At 53.4% G+C, this 23,154-nt stretch carries 18 protein-coding genes; 9 read left to right on the top strand and 9 right to left on the bottom strand.

Translation table 11 applies throughout. The features are described from left to right. The first annotated feature begins 10 nt into the window (after positions 1 to 10). The 5 genes from BQ5453_RS01405 to BQ5453_RS01385 all read left to right on the top strand — a co-directional run bounded on the left by BQ5453_RS01405 (position 11) and on the right by BQ5453_RS01385 (position 6,623). Positions 11 to 1,636: an outer membrane protein assembly factor BamD gene (locus tag BQ5453_RS01405; protein WP_071121828.1), complete on the top strand. Its 1,626-nt coding sequence runs from the start codon at positions 11 to 13 to the stop codon at positions 1,634 to 1,636. 5 nt (positions 1,637 to 1,641) lie between these two features. Continuing rightward, positions 1,642 to 3,522 carry a hypothetical protein gene (locus BQ5453_RS01400; RefSeq protein ID WP_071121827.1) on the top strand — a complete coding sequence of 627 codons (1,881 nt, stop codon included), beginning with the start codon at positions 1,642 to 1,644 and terminating at the stop codon, positions 3,520 to 3,522. 75 nt (positions 3,523 to 3,597) lie between these two features. Continuing rightward, entirely contained in the window at positions 3,598 to 4,452 is an 855-nt protein-coding gene (locus BQ5453_RS01395; RefSeq protein WP_071121826.1) for a hypothetical protein, read from the top strand. A 15-nt stretch (positions 4,453 to 4,467) separates the two neighbouring features. Next, positions 4,468 to 5,205 carry a hypothetical protein gene (locus BQ5453_RS01390; RefSeq protein WP_071121825.1) on the top strand — a complete coding sequence of 246 codons (738 nt, stop codon included), beginning with the start codon at positions 4,468 to 4,470 and terminating at the stop codon, positions 5,203 to 5,205. Next, positions 5,202 to 6,623 carry an outer membrane protein assembly factor BamD gene (locus BQ5453_RS01385; protein ID WP_071121824.1) on the top strand — a complete coding sequence of 474 codons (1,422 nt, stop codon included), beginning with the start codon at positions 5,202 to 5,204 and terminating at the stop codon, positions 6,621 to 6,623. The genes BQ5453_RS01390 and BQ5453_RS01385 overlap by 4 nt, the downstream gene beginning before the upstream one ends. Before the next feature lie 61 nt (positions 6,624 to 6,684). Here BQ5453_RS01385 and BQ5453_RS01380 read toward each other — a convergent pair whose 3' ends face one another. Beyond that, on the bottom strand, positions 6,685 to 8,601 hold the full coding sequence (locus BQ5453_RS01380; RefSeq protein ID WP_071121823.1) for a tetratricopeptide repeat-containing sensor histidine kinase: 1,917 nt from the start codon (positions 8,599 to 8,601) through the stop codon (positions 6,685 to 6,687). Positions 8,602 to 8,673: 72 nt separating this feature from the next. Between BQ5453_RS01380 and BQ5453_RS14650 the strand changes: the two genes are divergently transcribed. Next, complete coding sequence (locus BQ5453_RS14650; protein ID WP_262503117.1) at positions 8,674 to 8,796, top strand: hypothetical protein; 123 nt, start codon at positions 8,674 to 8,676, stop codon at positions 8,794 to 8,796. A gap of 245 nt (positions 8,797 to 9,041) precedes the next feature. Here BQ5453_RS14650 and BQ5453_RS14410 read toward each other — a convergent pair whose 3' ends face one another. After that, positions 9,042 to 11,723 (bottom strand): hypothetical protein, encoded by a 2,682-nt coding sequence (locus BQ5453_RS14410; protein ID WP_071121822.1) that lies wholly within the window; start codon positions 11,721 to 11,723, stop codon positions 9,042 to 9,044. Between the two features lie 390 nt (positions 11,724 to 12,113). Here BQ5453_RS14410 and BQ5453_RS01370 point away from each other — a divergent pair, with 390 nt between their 5' ends. Continuing rightward, positions 12,114 to 12,767, top strand: coding sequence for a response regulator transcription factor (locus BQ5453_RS01370; RefSeq protein ID WP_071121821.1), 654 nt, complete (start codon positions 12,114 to 12,116; stop codon positions 12,765 to 12,767). A 188-nt stretch (positions 12,768 to 12,955) separates the two neighbouring features. Here BQ5453_RS01370 and BQ5453_RS01365 read toward each other — a convergent pair whose 3' ends face one another. From BQ5453_RS01365 to BQ5453_RS01335, 7 genes are all read right to left on the bottom strand, one after another. Beyond that, complete coding sequence (locus BQ5453_RS01365; protein WP_071121820.1) at positions 12,956 to 13,618, bottom strand: BamJ family beta-barrel-assembly machinery protein; 663 nt, start codon at positions 13,616 to 13,618, stop codon at positions 12,956 to 12,958. Positions 13,619 to 13,786: 168 nt separating this feature from the next. Beyond that, a complete protein-coding gene (locus BQ5453_RS01360) occupies positions 13,787 to 15,328 on the bottom strand; it encodes a glycine--tRNA ligase (RefSeq protein WP_022102258.1) in 1,542 nt (513 codons plus the stop codon). Between the two features lie 225 nt (positions 15,329 to 15,553). Then, positions 15,554 to 16,789, bottom strand: a complete 1,236-nt coding sequence (locus BQ5453_RS01355) for an anaerobic sulfatase-maturation protein (protein WP_071121819.1) — start codon at positions 16,787 to 16,789, stop codon at positions 15,554 to 15,556. Positions 16,790 to 17,360: 571 nt separating this feature from the next. Next, complete coding sequence (locus BQ5453_RS01350; protein WP_071121818.1) at positions 17,361 to 17,741, bottom strand: HU family DNA-binding protein; 381 nt, start codon at positions 17,739 to 17,741, stop codon at positions 17,361 to 17,363. 264 nt (positions 17,742 to 18,005) lie between these two features. Further along, complete coding sequence (locus BQ5453_RS01345) at positions 18,006 to 18,401, bottom strand: N-acetylmuramoyl-L-alanine amidase (RefSeq protein ID WP_071121817.1); 396 nt, start codon at positions 18,399 to 18,401, stop codon at positions 18,006 to 18,008. A gap of 19 nt (positions 18,402 to 18,420) precedes the next feature. Further along, a complete protein-coding gene (locus BQ5453_RS01340) occupies positions 18,421 to 18,666 on the bottom strand; it encodes a hypothetical protein (protein WP_071121816.1) in 246 nt (81 codons plus the stop codon). Further along, positions 18,659 to 19,084, bottom strand: a complete 426-nt coding sequence (locus BQ5453_RS01335; RefSeq protein ID WP_022102253.1) for an HU family DNA-binding protein — start codon at positions 19,082 to 19,084, stop codon at positions 18,659 to 18,661. Before BQ5453_RS01335 ends, BQ5453_RS01340 begins: the two co-directional genes overlap by 8 nt. A gap of 775 nt (positions 19,085 to 19,859) precedes the next feature. Here BQ5453_RS01335 and BQ5453_RS01325 point away from each other — a divergent pair. Together BQ5453_RS01325 and typA are read left to right on the top strand one after the other, a co-directional pair. Continuing rightward, positions 19,860 to 20,720, top strand: a complete 861-nt coding sequence (locus tag BQ5453_RS01325) for a hypothetical protein (protein WP_071121814.1) — start codon at positions 19,860 to 19,862, stop codon at positions 20,718 to 20,720. A 531-nt stretch (positions 20,721 to 21,251) separates the two neighbouring features. After that, positions 21,252 to 23,051, top strand: coding sequence for a translational GTPase TypA (typA, locus tag BQ5453_RS01320; protein ID WP_022101394.1), 1,800 nt, complete (start codon positions 21,252 to 21,254; stop codon positions 23,049 to 23,051). Positions 23,052 to 23,154: the final 103 nt, after the last annotated feature.

The following is a 23,154-nucleotide window of genomic DNA, read 5'->3' as shown; positions in this document are numbered from 1 at the left end:
AACACACTATATGCCAACAAAAGATTACATATTAGATAACGTGGCAGGCTATAAGGCCGAGAACCTGTACGGCTTTATAAACAAGGGGCTTGTCACCTTTGACGAACTGTGCAACGACACCAATGGCGAGTTCAGCCCCAAGGTGCGCCAGGAACTGAAGCGTATGCTTGAGCATGGCGACGATGACGAATGGGCCAGCGCACAGGCCGCGCACACCATTGAGGCGGTGCAGCACTACTTGGACACCTTTGCCGAAGGCAAGTTCCGCCCAGAGGCCCGTGCGCTGAAGGCGCAGATTGAACGTGAACAAGCCGATGCCGCGGCTCAGGAGAGCGCAGAGAACGATTGGGACGCGCTTGACAAGAACGACATTGACGCGCTGAACGACTTTGTGACTAACAATCCTGACAGCGTGCATGCAGCGGAGGCCAACCAGCGCATAAACGATCTGCTGCTTGACAGCATCATGGACTATGACATTGACACGCTGATTGACGAGATCAAGCAAATTCTGAACGAAGTAGGTACCACTGCCTTATATAAGGATCCCAACATTGCCAACAAAATAAGGTACTACATAAAAAAACGCTATGCCACCAAAGCGGAGTTCCTTAACAAACTGAGGGAGGACTGCAACCTGCTGAATGCATCGACTGTCAAGTACTTGATAGACAACGAACACCTCATTACCATTGCCGACCTGTATGGCATAGGCATTGACAAGCAGTTTATCAAGGCCATGCAAAATGGCAAGCAGACCGAAAGTTATACCTACACCCGCAGTTTGGACCGCATACACAAGCAGAGCACCGAGGTGTACTTTTGGGGCATCCCCTCATCGGGCAAGAGCTGTGCCTTGGGGGCCATACTGAGTGTGGCCGGCAGCGGCAAGGTGGCCAAGGTGATGGACGCCGACACAGCCTCGCAGGGCTATGGCTACATGACTTACCTGATGAACCATTTCCCGCAGAACGGCGAGGTGGGCACGCTGTTGGGCGGCACGCCGATTGATGCTTTTTACGAAATGGGATTTGACCTGACTGACAATGACAACCGCACGCACCCCATCACCTGCATTGACATGGCTGGCGAGCTGATGAGCTGCATGTTCAAGAGCAATGCCAACATGCCACTGACAGACATCCATCTGAACATGCTCGACACTATGACCAATGTGCTGATAGACAACCGCTCGACCAACCGCAAGATACACTTTTTTGTGATTGAATATGGCGGCGAGGACCGCATTTACGATGGTTACCGCCAACCCGTTTTCCTTGAAGGTGCATTGTCGTACATCAAGGATACGGGCATCTTCAAGAAAGAGACTGACGCCATATTTATCATGGTGACCAAGGTGGACAAGATGAAACACGTCACGCGCGATGCCATCACCCAATATGTAAAGGACAAATACAAGGGCTTTTACAACAGGTTGAACAAGATATGCGAAGACAACGAGATTAACGGCAAGAAGGTTGAAATTGTGGCATTCTCGTTAGGCAAGGTATGCTTTCAGGACTACTGCAAATTCGACACCAAGCCTGCCGAAAATGTGGTGGACATCATGCTTAAGCATTCGGCGAGCAACCACGGTGGCAAGTTAGGTATTATTGGTAAAATATTTAGAGGATAAAAATCATGGAACACAAGTTAGGCATAGTTATTCAAGCAGCCAACCAAGGAAATCAAGAAATATTTCAAAGTAACAAGGAACAAAGTTGGGCCAATTCTATTCACGAATTGAGAAAACCGATGAACGGTCTCACCTTCAGCAAAGACGACACCGAGCCTGCCATCTACGTCGAGTTTTTAGGCGAGAAGGGCTATTTGCTGGCATTAGTATTTTCCGACCGCGCTCGCGACGCCGACAACGCCACGGTGTGGGTGCATGTGCCCGCCGCGTGCAACATATCGAGCGCAGAGACTGTCGAAGTTATTGAGCGAATAAAGGAGGTCGCAAAGACTGGCAATTTTAAGAGCAATCCTATCTTTGACGAAATAGCCGACAAGACGTACCAGGACAAGGGTGTACTGGTGCCCGCCGTCAGCACCATCTGTTCTGCCCCCAAGGCCAGCAAGTACGGCGTAAGGCGACTCTCTAACTTTACGCTGAAAGAACTGTTTGGCAATAATATTGCACAACATGAGTATGCCAAGTACAAAGGCATATTCTTGCTCAACCAGTCGGTTGGCTTCGGCAACGACTTCGAGGAATTAGGGGCTGAGCTCAAAAAGGTGCGCACCCTGCAGGCACCTAAATCGCAGGAAGGCTTTGAGCCATACATCGTTGTGGCGAGGGAGGACGTGCCCTTTACCAAAGCTGTGGAATATCCAGACGGGGCTGATGTGTGCATAAAATGGAAGAAGGAGGGCTACAAGTCCATAAGCAAAAAGGCCAAGGTGACAGACAAGGAGGAGGACTTTCAGAATAGCATAAAGATTGATGCCAAAGAAGACATTTACAAAGAGGTGCACTGCGACAATATCAAGGTGTATGGCTCTGATGGCAGCCCCATTGATAATTTTAAGGTTTTGCTTAATAGGCTGCCACAGAACAGGACATTATACGTGCCCACACGCGGTGAATGCCAAATAACCATCAAGGCTGATGAGTATGAGGACAAGGATGTTACGCTTAAAGGACTCACCTCCGATAAGGGCATCAAATTGGAAAAGAAGCTGCACCATTACCGCTTTGCCTTGGAGGGCAGCAAGGAGGAATATATCCTCACGACACAACGTCGCTTGACAAAATCGCCCATCAAGGGCTATTCGGCTGATGACGACATTTCGGAGAAAGACGTCAACCACCTGTCATACGGCGCCATTTTGCAAAAGATCATGTACTTTGGCATAGGGTTCGGAGCGTGCCTGCTGGCCGTAGGGCTGTATGTGGGCTGGAACGTGTTTGTGATGGACCGCGAATTCAAGTTTGTGGACAAGCAGGCGGCGGGGGTGACAGCTACGCAAGATGAGGACGACACGCTCACCGACACGCAAAAGGCTCTCAACTACCTGCAGAACAATGACACCTGGCACAAGGACAGCCTTGACCGATTTGACGCCACGCATGGGTTGTTCGACGAACTGAACGAGTTTGAGGTTAACAAGATAAAAGACAGGAATGCCACACTGAACAATGACAAGCTGGGCAAAATTGTGGAAGCGCTCGAGCAAATACCTGCCGACAGCCGCCCCGGCACGCATGACGGTAAGTACAATACCAAAGATGACAAGCAGATAAACATCAACAACTACATTAACAGCATTACCAATACCGCAACGCCCCAAAGCCAGACAACGCCATCAGTTCCCCAACAGAATGATGTGCCAACGCAGGCCCCAGCCCCTGATCCGGCACCAGCCAGCCCACGAAGTCACAGCAAAGGCCAGACCATAAGGCCGGCCAGCGCCCAAAATAAGAAGCCGGCGAAAAAGAATGCCAAAAAGGCAACTGATAAAAGTGGGGCTGGTAAGAATGACGGCACAGACGGTAAACGCGGTAGTATAAAAAAATAATACAGCAGAACGTGTTGGCGGATTTCAGGGCAGCACCCCGTTATCCCACCAACACGTCATTCAACTCTAAAGAAAATGAAAGTAACAATCAAAATAATCATACTCATCGTAGCCATTGCGCTTGCCATAGGGGGTGTCATGTTTTATGCCAAGACGCAGGTGGCTCCACCCATGGCCACCAAAGCTGTCAACCAATATGCCAAGCAGATTGACAACTGCTGCAACGCAATGGCCAACGCAGACCTGGCTGGCATGGACTCCATACTACCTGACGCCCAGAGCAAAATACGCATTTACGCCACCGAGGGCAAGGTGGAGGACGAGGCGGCCAATGCTGCTATTGACAAACTGCTGGCCATCTATGCGCCCGCGTTTCTTGACAGTGCATTCGGCAAATTCCGCCAAAGCGTGTGGCACACCGACGACCAGAGCCACATGCTTGCGGTGGTGGCCAAACTGAGAGGCATAAAGCATATTGACCATTCGAGTGCGCTGAAGCGGTCGACGGCCGACTCGCTGGCGCTGATAGTTAACATCATTGGCAACTACAAGCAGGCGTGTGCCGTGAGCCGCGCAAGCGGGTTCAGGGGCATTGCCGCAGCACGCAGCACCATAGACCGGGCGCGACAGCTGGCCAACGACCCTTATCTGTCGAACTGCACCAATCTGATGAATGCGCTTAACGGTGTGCGACCGCGCATTGCCGCAGCGCACTACAACTATGCGGCAGGCATGGTTGAAAAACTGGCCAACTACCGCTTTGTGACGCAGCAGTATTACGAGAACTCATTAGTGCCCACCGTTGAACGGGCTGTCAACCAGTACGACGAGCAGGCTAAGGCACTGTACGGCTCAAAGCGCAGCACCGACAATCTGTGGAACAGGGCACGCAATTATTACGATGAGGCTACTAACTACTATAATTACTAACACTCCCCCCAAAAAATGTTGAAGCACATTATGCCGCTGCTCGCACTTGCTGCGACAGCACCTGCACTCGCCCAAAACAAGGCGGACTCTACTGCGCACGCTGACAATGAAGTGGAAATTAAAATCAGCATGCGCGACCTCGAAAAGTTGAAAAGCGAACGGGACAGTGCCATGACCGCCTACAAGGCGTTACTGTCCCAATACAGCAAAACAGTCAAGAATGACTCGGCACTGGCGGCCCAACTGCAAACGGCACGCACCGAATGTGCCACATTCAAACTCAAATGTGGCGAACTGCAGCAGGCACAGAGAAAGGCTAATGTCTGTCTGTTCAACATTGCCTCAAATTTCCTTTACATACCCTACGAGGCTTACAGCGTAGAGAAATTGGCCATACCTGCTTTCGAGGCTGTTACGGACAAGGATATTATAACACAGCACTCTGTAAACTATAAGTTGCTCAAATCTTATCAAGCTGACATAAAGCAGCTGCTCGACTTCATCACGTCAGCTGAGAAGATGTTAGATAACCCCTTTGCCAAGAACGCTGACGAGCAGCTGCGCAAACTGCACAACTTGCCGGCCTACATCAACTACAAGCAATACAGTGACTGGAAGGGCACTTGGTTCGGCAAGAGGTTGTGCGAAGTGGAGGCTGTACTGAGAAACTTTAAGGGCGATCGCAGCCAGCTCAAATTCGGAACCATCAAGAAGGAATTGCAAGATTGCCTTGACACAACTAACGACTTATGACACAACTCACACGGCTGCTGCACATCGTCTGCTTGCTATGCGCCTGCAACATGGCATACGCCCAAAACACCATCAGGTCCCGACACCGCCCGAAACCCCGCAAGGTGACGGTGACACAAACACCCCTGAGGAAATATATCAACCAGAAGAAAGAAGAAATTGCGAAACAGCAAGCAGCAGAAAGGAAGTGTTACGAAACTGCGTGCAAAACTGCCACACGTGACGCTCTCGAAAAATATCTGGAACGTTACCCTAAAGGCAAATATGTCGCCGATGTACAAAACCGCATAGCTGACTTCAAACTATGGGATAAAGCAAAAGAGGCTAACACCATAGCGGCCTGCCAGGAATACTTGCGAATGTCGCAATTCCGTTTTTTTGAACAGCAGGCGCGCAGCACTATCAACAATTTGGAAGCGGCTGCAGCATGGAACGCGATAAAATTGTCGGCCCAAAAGTCTGACATCTACGCATTCATATCAAAGTACCCCGATGCCTCATGCGTGGCTGATGCGTACAGGCGCATACACGAGCTTGACGGCCTGGCACACTTCAGACTGCAACAATATGAACAGGCTCTGAATGAGTTCAACCTGGCGGGCGGGGAGCAAGACTTGTCGCCTGCGAGCCAGCCCTGCTACAAACAAGCACAGGAGTATGTTGACTACACATCGGCACGCAACAGAAACACTGAAGGGGCACTCAGAGCTTTTCTGACAAACTACCCCTACAGCTGTTACAGCAAAGAGATATCAAACCTGCTGGCATTGGCCATAGCACAGTCCATAACCATATATTCCTACGACAGCGCAGGAGCTGAAGCCTTGAGCTATGCCAAAGACTCCTCCACACGACAGGCTGTGCAACGCTACATTGACTGGCAAAAGAAGAACTACAAGCTGTACTGCAAACGCAACAGAATGGCCGCGCGGCGTGCCAACGGCAACATCATTCAGTTTGGCCTTGAATGGATGGACGTCGGCTTTAATCCGTCATGCTATGATGACACTGACAACGACCTTGACATTGTATGGTTCTATAATGTTGGACTTGGTCTGAAATTTGGCAATTATAATACTCCCGTACAATTCCTGCTGGGCGCCAAGATCGGGCTTGTGGGATATACCGTTTGGTATGGTTACAACGATGAGTCGAAAACCTGTTTCCACCTGCCACTCTTTGCCAAGCTTAAGGTCAATGTGTGCAATATCAGTAAAAATGCCAAACTTTTTGTTGATGCCACGGGCTATTTCAATGCTGTGCGAGACAAGTCTATCGAAAACGAATTTGCTGCTTCGTGCGGTATTGGCATTGCCTGGAAACATTGGGACTGGTCCTTTTACTACAAAGCCGACCTCGGCAACAAGCGACATCTCGACAACGATTATCTTGCCACTTCTATATCATACTACTTCTAAAACCCGTTGGCGGGGACAAGCGTTGGATTTTCCAACTCCTGTCCCCGCCAACGGGTTTGGTTTAGCAACTGATGGTGGTGATGTGCTGGCCCTGGGGGCCGGTGGCGTGGGTGATGGTGGCGCTGATGGCCTTGACTCGCTCGCTGATGGAACGCAGACCTATGCCGGGGGTGGACGATGCGGGGGACGGGGCGGCACCAGCGGAAGACGGAGCGGCAGTTGGTGAGGGGGCGGCTGGTGTGGTGGCCGCGGTGTGGGCGATGGTGAGCGTGGTGTGGGGGGCGGCGGGGCTGTGGGTGAGGGTGATGCTGATGTGGGTGAGCTGCGGGGTGTGCTTGATGAGGTTGGTGATGAGCTCTTGCGCGATGCGGTAAAGCTGGTGGGCCTGGGCGGCGGGCAGGGCGGCCCAGTTGTGATGGGCGGGGGTGGCGCTGAAGGTGATGGCTATGCTGCCCATCTCGTGGAGCTTGCAGGCCAGGGCTGAGAGGGTTTGGTCGAGGGTGGCAAAGGCGGTGTTGGGGGGCATGAGCTGGTGGGAGATGTGGCGTATGTTTTGACGCACGGCGTTGAGCTGCTGGGTGGCCTGGGCGGTGGAGGCGGTGTTGGTTATCTGCATTTCGGCCACGAGGAGGTCGTTGCACACGCCGTCGTGGAGCTCTTGTGCCAGACGTTTGCGCTCGGTTTCGATGCCGTCGATGTAGCGGCGGGCCTGTTCGAGCTCGGCCTTGCGCTGCTGGTGGCGGTGGCGCATGATGGCGCCTGCTATGGTGATGATGAGTAGCAGGGTGGCTACGGCAAGGCTTGCGCCAAGGCGCCACTGGCGTGCTTCGGCTTGTGCGGCGTCCTTTTGCAGTTGGGCTATTTTGAGTTGTTTTTCCTTGGCATCGTAGCGTGCAGCGGCATCGGCTACTTGCTGCTGTATGTTGAGCTGGTGAAGGGAGTCGGCTATGTAGTATGCCTCGCGGTAGAAGTAGCAGGCGCGTGGTGCCTGATCTGTGCCCTCGTAGGCGCGGGCTACCATAAGCATGACTTTGTCGCGCTCTGATGATACTGCGGGGCCGTTGTGATAGAGCATGAGGGCGGACTGCAGGGCGGGTGCCCACTGGCGTGTGACGAAGTAGTAGTTGACCTTGGCGTGCTCGAGCTGCATGCGTTCGGTGCCGCCGGGAGCGAGGCCGCTGACGATGGTGTTGGCGCGGGCTATGAGGGCTGGTATTTCGGCGTAGCGGTTGGGCTGCTGTGTGAGCAGGGTGATGAGTGGCGACAGGCAGCTTGCCTCGGCTAGTGGTTCGTGGGCCTGGCGTGCGAGGTTGATGCCGCGCTGCAGGTATTGCTCGGCTTGTGCAAAGGTGGCGGGGTTGTAGGTGAGGATGGTGCCGAGGCCGGCATATACGGAGATGCGTTGTGCGGGTTCGGCGGCGCGTTCATATTTGAGTGCGTTGAGCAGTAGGGTGCGGCAGTCGTCGGGGCGGCCTATGCGGCTGCACATGGCGCCATAGTTTTGGTAGGCTGCAAAGGCCAGTTGGTGGTTGTGGTGGCGTGTGGCGTAGGCTATGACTTGGTCGTAGCATTTGGCAGCCTGGTCGAATTGCTGCAGGCGGCTGTGGCAGATGCCCATGCTGCATAGCTGGTTGTGCTGCTGGTCGGCGAGGTGGTGTTTTTGGGCCACTTTGTAGGCTTGGGTAAAGTGGCCGAGTGCCTGCTGTATGTGGCCTTGTGCGGCGAGTGCCTCGCCACGTGCGGCCTCGAGGGTGACGATGTCGGCGCCTTTGGCTTTGTGTTGGGTGGCGAGCTGGGCGTAGTGTAGTGCGGAGTCGGGGCACGAGGTGCTGAAGGCTTGTGCCATTTGTGCCAGCAGGTGGGGGTTGTGCGGCTGTGTGCGCAGGAGGTGGCGCAGGGAGTCGGCTTGCGGCTGTGCGGCTGCAAGCACGGGTGTGAGCATGAGGGTGATGAGGAGGGGGAGGAGGAGTTTTTTCATAGTGTGTTGGGGTTTGGGGGTGACGGGTAAGTTTGCTAAGTCTCTTGCTATTGTTACTTTAATATAATATATATGTGTAGCGCATACCTGCTCGTCGACCTGTTTACTAAGGATTTTGCCTATGAATTGCAAATATATAAAAAACGTGCCAACTGGCAAGCATGGTATGCTTTGCAGTTGGCACGTGATGTGTAATTGCTTTCTTTTTTATTTATTGCGCGCTTTAGCACCTGGGGTACACTCTATCACTTCTCTTACCCCAATCTCTAATGGGGGGCGCATTTCCTTATCACTACCCTACCCTTTTCCACGAGACGAGGCTGCTGAAAAATGCTCCGACGCGGGACGCGTCGCCCCCATTAGAGGTTGCGTTTGGAGGTTGCGCTTTGAGGTAGAGTTTTGAGATTGTGCTTGGTGCTTGAACGTAGAGCAATACTTTTTTATTTGACTATCACCTTGCGCACAGTGCCGTCGGTCATCTTGATGATATTGAGGCCGGGCTGCGGTGTGCTGATGCGGCGTCCGTCGGGGGCGTAGCAGGCTGCTGCCTTGGCAGGGGCGCTATCGGCGGGGGCTGCGGCTACGGCTGTGGGGTCGGGGCATAGCTCGATGGTGGTGGGGTGGTTGGCCTCGATATCGAATGCGATGCTGAAGGGGGTGGTGACGTAGTAGCCAGTGTTGTCATCCTCGTATGCCACAACGCCCGACATGGTGTAGTGACCTGGCTCGAGATCCATGCGGCTGCGGCGATAGAATCTGCTATGTGGCACGATGTGCGTTTGCTCATTGCCATAGCACATGTTCAAGCGTTCAAAGCCTGGCACGATTCCGCCCTTGTAAAAGAAATTGACACGAACGGTTTTCTGGGTATAAACTGCCACGGTGGTGTCGGCCTCAGAAGGGTTGATGGTAATGAAGCGTGCGGGGTCGAACGTGCCTCTTGTATATACTGCAAGGTTGACTCTGCTGCCCGTTGATATGCAGATGGCGCTGTCGGGGGTGGCGGTTTGCAGTTTTTCTAAGCTGAGATAGTTGTCGGGGTGGCTGAAATAGGTGTAGGAGGTGTAGTAACTGCCGTCCTCGTCCACATAGGTGATTGGGGCCTCGAGCCAGTATGACAGACTGTATAGGGTGTCCTTTTGCAGTTTTGCCTCGCGCCAGGTTATGGTGCGCTCGTTGTAGCCGGGGCGGAGAGGAATTGCTTCGTCGGCATAGTAAAAGCGGCCCTTGGTGAACTTGCTCTGGCAGTAGTGATGCCATGCAGGAACCTTGTTGTACACATAGATGCTGTCGGCACCCAGGCAGTTGACGCGCAGCAGTGCAAACTCCCGGTCGTAGATAGTCTGCGTGAGGGTGTCGGTGGCACCGAGGGTGAAGGTGTGGATGTTGGCAGAGTCAAGTTTTTCGCCTTTTTTGCCCACGCACCATTCGTGGTTGCCCTCGGGCAGTATGACGGTGAGTGTGTCGTGGGGAACGGGGGTTGCGGTGCCGGGGTTGAGTGATTTGGCGCAGCCTTCGTGATGGGTGGCAAATGTGCTACAGCGCCAGTCCTCGGCAACAGACAATTGTCCGTGTATGTAGAGTTCTTCGCCTTGCTGCAAGAGGTGACAGGGCACAATGAACTTGACGGGGTGCAGTTTGCTGAATGGGGGTAAATGGAAATTTTTAAGTGTGAGGCTGAACTCGGTGCGGGGGTCGAACGGATCGCTGTACAGGCTGCAATACGTGCTGAGCACGCTGGCTATGGTGTCGCTCTGTGCGCCATATTGGGCGTTGAGGGCTAAAATGGGCCATGTGCTGCCCTCAACAAGGGTGGTGACAACGAGGTCGTTGCCTTTGATTTGGCGGCTCACCTCCTTGCACTCTACAGACATCTTGGTATCGTCTGCCCATGAATAAGGCGGGTTGACATAGGTGTGGGCGCTAAACTGCAGGTGGTCGGCATAGGGCGCGGCATCGGCCAGTGTGGTGGTGACGCGCAGGGGTTTGCTTTTGGCTATCGACAGGCTGACGGGTTCGGTGCTGGCGGGTATGGTCACCTCGCCTAAAATATAACCTCCATCGGCATTGTAGGGCATGAGGAAGTCGGGGTCGGTGGTTTGCACCGTTGGCATGCGGAGCTGGAATGTTTGCCGACCCGGGAGTGCATAGGCGGCATGTGTGCCGTCGGGGGCGGTGGGTTCAAAAATATTGCCGCCAAAATTGTAGTCACCGTAGCCACGGAAGCCTGTGTCAGACTTGAAGCCTGGTTGCAACTTGTAGTATACCGAAGCTAACTGGCCGTTGGTGACGGGGCACAGCTGGCCCTGGCTGTCGGTGATGTAGAAGCGGCACTCCACGGCCTTGCGGTAGTCGGTGGTGACGCAGGTGGTGGTGTCGGTCACTACGATGGAGTCGGCATGCAGGGCGAGTTCGCTGCTGTTGGGCACTACAAGGTAGCGCAGGGTGTCGCCCTTGTAGGCGTAGCGTGCAAAGGGTTCTGTGAGGTCTTGCATATTGGGGTTGTACTCTCTAAAGCCGTTGCAGGTGCCTATGCGCAGGTCGGGGGCGAGAATGGCTGGCACGGCATTGCCGTCGCGTCCCACGGGTGGCATGAAGGCCACGCGGCGGGCTTGTGTCAGCTCGGTGTGGTGCAGTGTCACCTCTTCGGCATCGGTGGGGTCGATCTGCCCCGTGATGATGCGGCTGAAGTGGGGGCTGTAGATGCGGTAGTAGATGGGTTGGTCCGTGCGGCCGCTAACATAGCGGCGCAAATTGTCAAACTTGAATTCAATCTTGTTTGTGTTGCCCCACCACGCATTGCCGTTGCCATCATCGGCGTTGAGGGTGAGCTCGCGGCTGTAATACTTGTGGTACTTGTCTTTGGAAGAACCTCCTTCATTATAGTAGTCGCTGCCAAGGTCGAGGGTGTTGGCGGCGTAAAGACTGGTGTCGAAGAAGTCTTTGGAGTTTGAGAATGTGATTTTTAGCGTACCGATGTCGGCAGCAAGGGTTTGTGCATCAATGCCTTGCGGGGCATCGAGGTGCAACATGATGTTTTGCGCGTGCAGGGCTGCGGTGTGGCAGCCAAGGCCGAACAAGGTGGCGGCCAGCACGCGGCGCAGGTGGTTGGTAAGTTTCATACGTATTAAATGTTTTGTTGATTGTATTGCGTTAGGCGTAATTGGTTGACGGGGTGACGGGTAAGTTTGCCAAGCTTTTTAAGTTTATAACTATTGTATGGCATGCTTACTTGTTAACTTGTCAACCCGTTAATTTGTTAACCAGAAGTTCTGCCAACGGCATTGCGTTAGGTTTCTGTTGCAAATATATAATTCTTGTTTATAGTTTTTGTCATTAAAATTAATGAAATTATCCCCCCCAATACGCTCGTTTTGTACTCCAATTGCTACATTTGTGGGCATAAAGATGCCTCGTACTGCACGCGCAGTGGTGCAAATCATTATTTTTAATGAGGTGCAAACAAAAGCAAACGTATAATTTTGCAGTTTAAGAAAATTATCTGCCATATCATGCCTGAACAATACTCCATACTCATCTGCGACGACCACGCCATACTGCTCGAGGGGCTTAAGGTGTGCCTGCAGCGCACACCCGGTGTGGGCAATGTGCTTTTGTGCACAACCATGCACAACGCCATGCAGCTGCTCGACTCCGGGGGCCACGTCGATTTGTGCATTGTGGACCTCGACTTGCCCGACGGCTCGGGCATAGCGCTTATTGAGCATGTTAAACGGGTGCTGCCTGAGGTGCGCACAATGGTTTACACCTCGCACGAGGAGATATGGAACATCAATGCCATTATGCGCTCTGAGGCCGACGGGGTGGTGTTTAAGAGTTGTGGCGTGGAGGAGCTGCAGATGGCTGTTACCAATATTGCGAGGGGCGACAATTACTTTTGCAAACGTTTTCAGCAGCTGGTGCGGCACATCGAGATGCACATTCCCGACTCGTGCGGACACCTTACCACCACGGAGCACAATGTGCTGCAACAACTGGCGCGCGGACTGAGGGCTAACGAGATTGCACGCATTCTTAACGTGAGTGTGAACACTATCAACACGCACAAGGCGCATCTGCTGTCGAAGTTTAACGCTACCAATACTACGGAACTTATTATCAAGGCCTTTGTAAAGGGCATGGTGGAGTTTAAGCTCGGACAGTAGGATCTAAAAGTGACAAGACTCCGACACACGCTATACGTGTGTCGGAGTCTTGTCACTTTTAGGGGGTTAGGGGGGGGCGGGAGTTTTGAGTTTTGAGGTTATGAGGTTATAAAGTTACCTCTGCGTGTTGAGTAAACAATGGTAATCTTATAACCTTATAACCTCAAAACTCAAAACTCCCGCCCCCCCTACTCGCTCAGCGAATGGCCCTTTCGAGCCACCTTTTTGAGCTGCATGTCAAAGCAGAGGGTTGAATACGGGAGCAGCACCCCGCTGGCCGACGAGCGGTAGCCCAACTGCTGGGGAATGTACACCAGCCAGCGGTCGCCCACCTGCATGTGCATAAGGGCCGTGGTATAGCCCTCCACCAGGTTTGACACGGCAAAACTTGTGGGCGTAGAGTACTGCGCGCTGAACACGTAGCTCTCGTTTTCATACACCCCGCTGTGGTCAAACACACGGCCCTTGGGGTAACTCTTGGTAGGCATGAGGTGGCCTATATAGTTCACGCGCACACTGTCGGTGTAGTAAGGTGTCAGACCGGGTGTGGCGGCACTTTCTATCACGCGGGCCACCACCGTGTCGGTAGATTGGCTTGCAAACGGCTTTGAAAAGCTGGGCAACAAGCGCCACGGCGTGTACGCCTGCCAGTTGTCGGGGTGAGCAGCCTTGGCCTGTGCCACATCGGTGCGGGCCACAGCAAGCAGACTGTCGTAAAAGGCGGCATTGCGGTTGCGCCAGTTGGCAAACTCGGCATCATCGCTCTCGCCCGTGTTGTCGCTGCACGAAGCCATGGCCATGGGCAGCACCACCAGGGCAAGGGCCGCAAGCGTGTTAAGTATTTTGCGCATAAGTAGAGATTTAATATCTGAGTTTTTGCGTTCACACCCACACATATCACCGCCATCAACATAAAAATTGGGGGCTTATGGGGCAATACAAGCCTCATAAGCCCCCATTACGTTACGTGGTAAATGCGTGTGTGTATGTGTAAAATCTATGTGTAGTCAGCAAGACACTTACTGCAACTTTTTGAGCAGTGAAGTGATGCTCACCTTGTCCTCGATGAGGGCACGCAGGTCGCTGATGGCCACACGCGTCTGCTGCATGGTGTCGCGGTCGCGCAGTGTCACACAGTTGTCGTTGAGCGTGTCGTGGTCGATGGTGATACAGTAAGGCGTGCCTATGGCGTCCATGCGGCGGTAGCGCTTGCCAATAGAGTCCTTCTCCTCATACTTGCAGTTGAAGTGGAACTTCAGGTCGTTCATTATCTCGTGAGCCTTTTCGGGCAGTCCGTCTTTCTTCACGAGCGGCATGACTGCCAGTTTTACGGGAGCCAGCGGGGCGGGCAACTTGAGCACCACGCGTGTTTCGCCATTTTCGAGCTTCTCCTCCTGGTATGAGTGGCACATCACGCTCAAGAACATGCGGTCCACACCGATTGATGTTTCAATCACATACGGTGTATAGCTGCGGTTCTCCTCAGGATCGAAGTATTCAATCTTGCGGCCCGAGAATTTGGCGTGCTGTGACAGGTCGAAGTCGGTACGCGAGTGAATACCCTCCACCTCCTTAAATCCGAACGGCATCTTAAACTCTATGTCGGTAGCAGCGTTGGCATAGTGAGCCAGCTTTTCGTGGTCGTGGTAGCGGTAGCATTCATCGCCAAAGCCAAGAGCCTCGTGCCAGGCCAGGCGGGTCTTTTTCCACTGCTTGAACCAGTCCATCTCCGTGCCGGGCTTTACAAAGAACTGCATTTCCATCTGTTCAAATTCGCGCATGCGGAAGATGAACTGACGGGCCACAATCTCGTTGCGGAAGGCCTTGCCTATCTGTGCTATACCGAAAGGTATCTTCATGCGGCCAGTTTTCTGCACATTCAGGTAGTTCACAAATATGCCCTGTGCCGTCTCCGGACGCAGGTAGATCGTGCTTGCGCCATCGGCAGTAGAGCCCACCTCGGTTTTGAACATCAGGTTAAACTGGCGCACATCGGTCCAGTTGCGTGTGCCCGAAATGGGGCAAACAATCTCCTCGTCGAGTATAATCTGCTTCAGCTCGTCAAGGTCCATTTTGTTCATGGCCTCGCTGTAGCGTGCGTGCAGGGCGTCGCGCTTAGCCTGGTGTTCGAGCACGCGGGGGTTAGTCTGGCGGAACTTTTCCTCGTCAAAAGCATCGCCAAAGCGCTTGCGTGCCTTAGCCACCTCCTTGTCTATCTTCTCCTCATACTTTGCTATCTGGTCCTCGATGAGCACATCGGCGCGATAGCGTTTTTTCGAGTCGCGGTTATCTATCAAGGGGTCATTAAAGGCATCAACGTGTCCCGAAGCCTTCCAGATGGTGGGGTGCATAAATATAGCCGAGTCAATGCCCACTATATTTTCATGCAGCAGCACCATGCTCTGCCACCAATACTGCTTGATGTTATTCTTCAGTTCCACGCCATTCTGGCCATAGTCGTACACGGCTGCCAGACCATCGTATATATCGCTCGAAGGAAATACGAAACCGTACTCCTTGCAGTGTGATACAATCTTCTTAAATACGTCTTCTTGTGCCATATTAATTGATATATATTGTTATGGCCGCAAAGTTAGCAATTTATTTTATAAGTAACAAGAGAGGGGGGCAGGGGGAGGGAGGAGGAGGGAGTTCTAAGTTTTGAGGTTATGAGGTTATAAAGTTACCTTTTGCTGTTTAACTCGCAGAGGTTACTTTATAACCTCATAACCTCAAAACTTAGAACTAACCTCATAACCTCAAAACTCAAAACTAAGAACCAAGAACTACGCCCCAAACCTCCCGGGCTCGCGCCGCACAGCCTCCATAATAGCCGCGGGCGGCAATTCCCGTTCGAGTTGTGCCTTCATAAAGTCCATATACGGAGCCACGTGGTCAAAGAACTGGTAGTAACCCTTACACAGATAGTTCAACCCGGGCTCGCCAGCGGCCGTATGTGCAAAGCGGTTGCGCGGACACTCCCCGTTGCACGCAAACAAATACTTGCACCCCCTGCACTGCCCCGGCAGCGCCGTGCGCTTGGCCTGCCCAAAGGCATGCTGCCGCTCAGAGTGCATCATGCCCACTATCGAGTCGGTCATGATATTGCCCAACTTATACTCCGGAAACACAAAGTGGTCGCACACATACACATCGCCGTTCCACTCTATAGCCCCCGCATGGCCACACGTGGGAGCCAGCGTGCAAATGCCCGGTTGCTGCCCCACCCAGTTGGCCAGTGTGGCATCGAACAGCTGCACAAAGTACGTGCCAACGTCCTCACGCACCCATTCGTCAAATATCGCACACAAAAAGCGTCCCCACTGCTCGGGGCTCACACTAAAGTCGAGCACACCACCCTCGCCGGCCTCAGTGGGCGACGCCAGGCCACGCCCGTCAGCATGATGCTGCCCGCGCTCCACCACGGGCGTAAATTGCAGGTAGTGACACCCTATCTCCTTAAAAAAGTGGTAAAAGTCCAGCGGATAATCGCCATTAAAGTCATTCACCACAGCCAGCGCGTTCCACTCCACGCCATGGCGGTTCAGCAAGTCAATGCCACGCATCACCTGTGCCCACGACGGCCGCCCACCCTTGTTGCGGCGGTACTCGTCGTGAAACTCCTGCGGCCCGTCTATGCTCACGCCCACAAGCCACCCTTGCTCCTTAAAAAAGCGGCACCACTCATCTGTCAGCAGCGTACCGTTTGTTTGTATGCAGTTGTCTATCCTGCGGCCGCCAGCATACTTCTGCTGCAGTTCCACCGCCCGTTTATAGAACGACAGCGGACGCATCAGCGCCTCACCGCCGTGCCATGTAAACAGCACCTCGGGCATAGTCTGCGCACCGATATATTCGCGCACAAAGCGTTCGAGCATCTCCTCGCTCATCACCTCTGTCGGCCGGTCGGCATAGAGCTTGCCTTTCTCCAGATAGTAACAATATTTACAGGCCAAGTTACAACGTGCCCCCGCCGGCTTGGCCAGCAAATACAGCGGCGAGGCAAATGGTGATATATCCATTATATATAATATTTTAATCCGTCGGCAGAATTTCAGGCTAAAGAGCCGACAAGTTGACAACTTAAAGCGCTTCGCCCTACAAAATTAGCACAAACACCCCACACACCCACCCTCCGCCACCAAAAAAAGAACCACCACCCCACCCACCCCGCACACAAACATCAAAAAAAGTATGCTCACGGATCACACCGATTGCACGGATTTTTTTTCGCTCGTGCAACGTGCTTTAGCCCCACGGAGATGGCGGATTTGACGGATTTTGTGAGCATTGCATGCCCACCTCGCTATTAGCCCGTTGCTGCGGACAGGTAGCTTACTACATAATCTGTGCTAACATATTTCGCCACGGGTACGTTACGGGCCAATAGCGAAGTGAGCATGCAATGCTCACAAAATCCGTCATCTCCGCCATCTCCGTGGGGCTAAAGCACGTTGCGCGAGCAAAAAAATCCGTGCGATCAGTGTAATCCGTGAGCATAATATCCCTACAGCAACCCAAAAAAGAGCGAAGGAGAGCGCGCGCCATTCGCACCCACTCCCCCACGCATCTGCATATTAACCCGTCGCCCTGTTACTGAACCACCGCGTTAATCTCGCTGCCCTGCAAGGCCGCACTCATAGCCCCACTTGGCGTAAAGTGCGTACGCACCCGTGCAATGTTTCGTGCCGACACTTTAGCCGCATCGTCCTCGCCATTCTTCGACACGATAGTCAGTCTGAACGACCCCACACCACCGAGGCGCACAGTATTACCCTGTTTCAGCTCCTTCAGCACCACATACTCCAGTGCCGAGAGCGCACCTCTCACATCTGCACGCGTCAGCGTACACTCCTTTTCCACAGCAGTCACCACATCGTCAAACGACAAGTGAGCCACCTGCACAATACTTGGGAAATAAACCTTCAAGCCACTCTTAGGGCTCTTCACCGAACTAATCTTATACTTAATCATGGTATCAAAAATAAATAAAGTAAGTAAATAAAGTAAATCAATCAAAGCAACCCGCCATCACACCACCCGCCATCCCCCCCCGCCTATTAGGCCTATTGAGCCTATTATGCCCATCACCTATTATGCCCATCACCCGCCATCACACACCCGCCTATTAGGCCTCTTATGCCTATTATGCCCATCGCCCATCACCCGCCATCACACACCCGCCTATTAGGCCTCTTATGCCTATTATGCCCATCACCCGCCATCAAGCCACCGCCATCACCCATTCACCTCATAGCAAGGGCAAGCCTTAGCCGCATAAGCATTATGCCCATGCACCCCCGCCCCGGGAAAATTCAGCCTCAGCAGCTGCACCAGCGCCTCCAGCGCCACACGTTGCCGCGCAGTCCGCGTATCCTTGGGCGTACGCCCGTCAGCAGCCAGTCCCCCCACATAACACACCCCCACACTGTGCGCATTATGCCCACGACAGTGAGCACCAACCTGAGCCAGAGGACGACCCTCATGCACACTCCCGTCAAGATACACCACATAATGATACCCCACGTCCACAAACCCACGCGCCTTATGCCAGCGCCTGATATCAGCCACACTCACATCACGCCCCTCAGCAGTAGCCGTACAATGAATAATAATATCATCTATCTTACGCATATACAATACATTTTTACAATCACACCTTCCGCACACCGCCATGACGCGCACTCACACTCACCGCCACACCAAATATGGCCCCGGCATATATCAGCCCCTGCGACACAAACCACAGCACCGAATCACTCAGCTCGCCCAAAGGGTCCACCACAAAGCCAGCGCCAGCCAGCACAATACCCGCCACTATCATCAGCATGGCCGAGGCAGGAGCCCAAGCCGACCCCACAGAGCCGGCCGGGCCTTTACCCGCAGCGCCATCAGGCATTGCCCACCTCCTTGCCGCCAACAGCCGCACCAATGCCCTTCAGCAACTTAAACTTCAGTTCCTTCATCATCAAGCTGCGGGCCATCTTGCCACTCGGCGTAAAGCGGCAGCGCAAAAACTTTATGTCCGAAGCCGACACATCCTCCTCATGCTCACGGCTCTTCACCACAGCTATCGTCGGGCGGAACGACCCCAGCGTGCCAAGCCTCACCGACTTGCCCTGCTTCAGCGCATCTATTATCACATGTTCCAAAGCCTCGAGCACAGCCGCCACATCACTCTCCGACAGCGTACAAAACTTCTCCACCTGCTGCACCACCTCATCATACTTCACAGGCACCGAGGCCGCAATGGTAGGAAAATACTGCTTCTTGTCAAGCTTAAAATTCTTTCTCGAACGTACTACAAAATTAATCATGGTCTATTACTTCAATTTGGTTAGTTAGTAAAACAATTTGGTCATCACAAGCGCGCCGCACATACACCTTAATATATATATACATCATAGCCGGCTTACCAGGCAAGGCAGCGCCCTCATCTATTTTCTGGTGCAAAGATACGACCACCCCATCCCCAACACCAAAAAAAGTGTACAAATTGTACACTATTTCTGCCCCACCGCCCACACCCGCCCCACACTCGGAGCAAGCAACCCAACAAGCCTATCCCCCTATCATGCCTAATGAGCCTAATATGCCTATTATGCCCACCCCCTACCATGCCTAATGAGCCTATTATGCCTATTATGCCCACCTCCCTACCATGCCTAATGAGCCTATTATGCCTATTATGCCCACCTCCTACCATGCCTAATGAGCCTATTATGCCCATTATGCCCACCCTCCCATCATGCCTAATGAGCCTAATATGCCTATTATGCCCACCTCCCTACCATGTCTAATGAGCCTATTATGCCCACCTCCCTATCATGCCTAATGAGCCTATTATGCCTATTATGCCCACCTCCCCATCATGCCTAATGAGCCTATTATGCCTATTATGCCCACCCTTCCACCACGCCTAATGAGCCTAATATGCCTATTATGCCCCCTTACTTACCATCCCATCAACTACCACCCCGCCCCCAGGTTAAATAACCCAAAAACACCACAAAAACCCCGCCCCACGCCCCCCACCTCCCAAAAAATACCGATATTTGCCCACAACACCCCCCTAAAACACACAACACAATCATGAAACGCACACTACTCACCCTCATCATAGCCATCATGGCACTCACAGCACGCGCCATCAGCTACGACGACGCGCGCCAGCAAGCATGGTTCATCACCGACAAAATGGCCTACGAGCTCAACCTCACCCCCGAGCAGTACGACCGCGCCTACCAAATCAACCTCGACTACCTCATGAGCCTCAACGGCCCCACCGACATCACAGGCGCCTACTGGCAATACCGCGACATCGACCTCCGCTGCATACTCTTCGACTGGCAGTACAACCTACTCAGCACACTCGACTACTTCTACCGTCCCGTGCGCTGGTACACCTCACGCTGGTACTACCCCGTCTACGACCACTACCGCATAGGCTATTACTACTACACACGCCCCAACATCTACATCACCTACCACGGCTGCACATGGCACCGCCGCCGTCCCGACCGCCCAAGCCCCTACGCCTCATGGCGTCCCAGACGCGGTGCCGGCATGCACGGATACGGCCCCGCCACACCACCGCCACCCCCACACAACCACCACGGCCATCACAACCGCCCCGACAACAACTACAACTGGCCCTACAACAACGGCCACCCCGACCACCCCTACAATAACAACAACGGCAACTACAACCGCCCCGACCGTCCCTACAATAACAACAACGGCAACTACAACCACCCCGACCGCCCCAACAATAACAACAACGGCAACTACGGCCGACCAGGCCGTCCCAACAACAATAACAACAACTCAGGAGCCCGTCCAGCCTTCCGCGACACCTACATCAACTACCGTCAGACAGGCCACGACACCCCCCAGCGAGGCACAGGCCGCCCCACCAGCACCCGTAGCGGACGAGGTTTCGGACAAAGATAACACACCCCTCACACACCTATAATATATAAAAGCTGCTGAAAAATGCCCCGACGCGAGACGCGTCGCCCCCATTAAAGCTTGCGTTTCCTATCAGATTAACAGGTTAAAAAGCGGATTTGAAGCCATGTAAAGAACTGTTATGCCAGGAAATCGCGCTCTAATGGGGGCGACGCGTCTCGCGTCGGGGCATTTTTCAGCAACCTTATATAAGGGCTGACACCATAGCGTCACTACCAAACCACCGCTACGGCGTCAGCCCTTATGTCTCTTGAGGCCACCCGGACGCAGTCCGTGGCCGTCAGCCGCGCAGCGGCCTTATATGTTTCTTATGTAGCTTATGTTCTTATGTTCCCGCGGTAAGCGCTTCAACAGCCGCGCAGCGGCCTTATGTCCTTATGTCCTTATATCCTTCTGTTTCCCGCGTTAGCGGCTACCAAGCACCCCCCCGCCACACATTTTCCCTCCGACACACACCACAAAAAAAAACTAATACGTAACTTTGCACCCACATAGATAAAAGGTATTAGTAAAATGCAAGACATTCGTAACATTGCCATCATTGCCCACGTAGACCACGGTAAAACCACTCTCGTAGACAAGATGCTACTCGCCGGACACCTCTTCCGCAAAAACCAAAACGCAGGTGAACTCATTCTCGACAACAACGACCTCGAGCGCGAGCGCGGCATAACAATCCTCTCAAAGAACGTATCAATCAGATACAAAGACGTCAAAATCAACATCATCGACACACCGGGACACTCCGACTTCGGTGGCGAAGTCGAGCGCGTGCTCAACATGGCCGACGGCTGCATACTCCTCGTCGACGCCTTCGAAGGCCCCATGCCACAAACACGATTCGTCTTGCAAAAAGCACTGCAAATCGGCCTCAAACCCATCGTCGTAGTCAACAAAGTCGACAAACCCAACTGCCGCCCCGAAGAAGTCTACGAAATGGTATTCGACCTCATGTGCGACCTCGGAGCCACCGAAGACCAGCTCGACTTCCAAGTCGTATACGGATCAGCCAAAAACGGCTGGATGGGCCCCGACTACAACCAGCCCACCGACAACATCAACTACCTCCTCGACAAAATCATCGAAGTCATACCCGCGCCGCAGCAGCTTGAAGGCACGCCACAGATGCTCATCACATCACTCGACTACTCCAACTACACCGGCCGAATAGCCGTAGGACGCGTACACCGTGGCACCATCAGCGAAGGCATGAAATGCACCATCGCACACCGCGACGGCACACTCGAAAAAACACAAATCAAAGAAGTGCACACCTTCGAGGGCATGGGACGACAAAAAACCGACGCCGTAAGCTCAGGCGACATCTGCGCAGTAGTCGGACTCGAAAACTTCGAAATCGGCGACACCATCTGCGACTTCGAAAACCCCGAACCGCTCCCCACCATCGCCATCGACGAGCCAACCATGTCAATGCTCTTCACCATCAACGACTCACCATTCTTTGGCAAGGAAGGCAAATTCTGCACATCACGACACATTGCCGACCGACTCAACAAAGAGCTTGAAAAAGACCTCGCACTCCGCGTGCGACCCTCCGAAACCGAAGGCTCATGGATCGTCAGCGGACGCGGCGTACTCCACCTCTCAATCCTCATCGAAACCATGCGACGCGAAGGCTACGAGCTGCAAGTAGGCCAGCCACAGGTTATCTACAAGGAAATTGACGGACAAAAGTGCGAGCCAATCGAAGAGCTCACCATCAACGTGCCCGAAGAGTTCGCATCAAAAATGATCGACATGGTCACACGCCGCAAGGGCGAAATGACCTCCATGCAAAACATGGGCGAGCGCGTCGACATCGAGTTCAACATACCCTCACGCGGCATCATCGGCCTCCGCACCAACGTGCTCACAGCCTCACAAGGCGAAGCCATCATGGCCCACCGCTTCAAGGAGTACCAGCCCTACAAGGGCGAGATACAGCGCCGTTCCAACGGTTCAATGATCTCACTCGAAACCGGCACCGCATTTGCCTACGCCATCGACAAACTGCAGGACCGCGGCCGCTTCTTCATCAACCCACAGGACGAAGTATATGCCGGACAGGTAGTAGGCGAGCACGTCCACGAAAACGACCTCGTGGTCAACGTCACCAAAGCCAAGCAGCTCACCAACATGCGCGCATCAGGTGCCGACGACAAGGCCCGCATCATCCCCCCCGTCGTATTCAGCCTCGAAGAGGCCCTCGAATACATCAAGGAGGACGAATACGTCGAAGTCACACCAAAGTCCATGCGTATGCGCAAAGTCATACTCGACCACCTCGCACGCAAACGTGCCAACCGCGAGTAATAACTACATACACCCCACACACAAGGCTGGTGCCTCAGCGTTGCAAGCAGCAACGCCAGGCGCCAGCCTTTTCCTTATAATACACCTCTGGGCATCAAGCACA

It is taken from the genome of Prevotellamassilia timonensis (assembly GCF_900106785.1).
Lineage (GTDB): Bacteria > Bacteroidota > Bacteroidia > Bacteroidales > Bacteroidaceae > Alloprevotella > Alloprevotella timonensis.
Note: the sequence above shows the minus strand (reverse complement) of the source record. Positions and strands in the feature narration are given on the sequence as shown.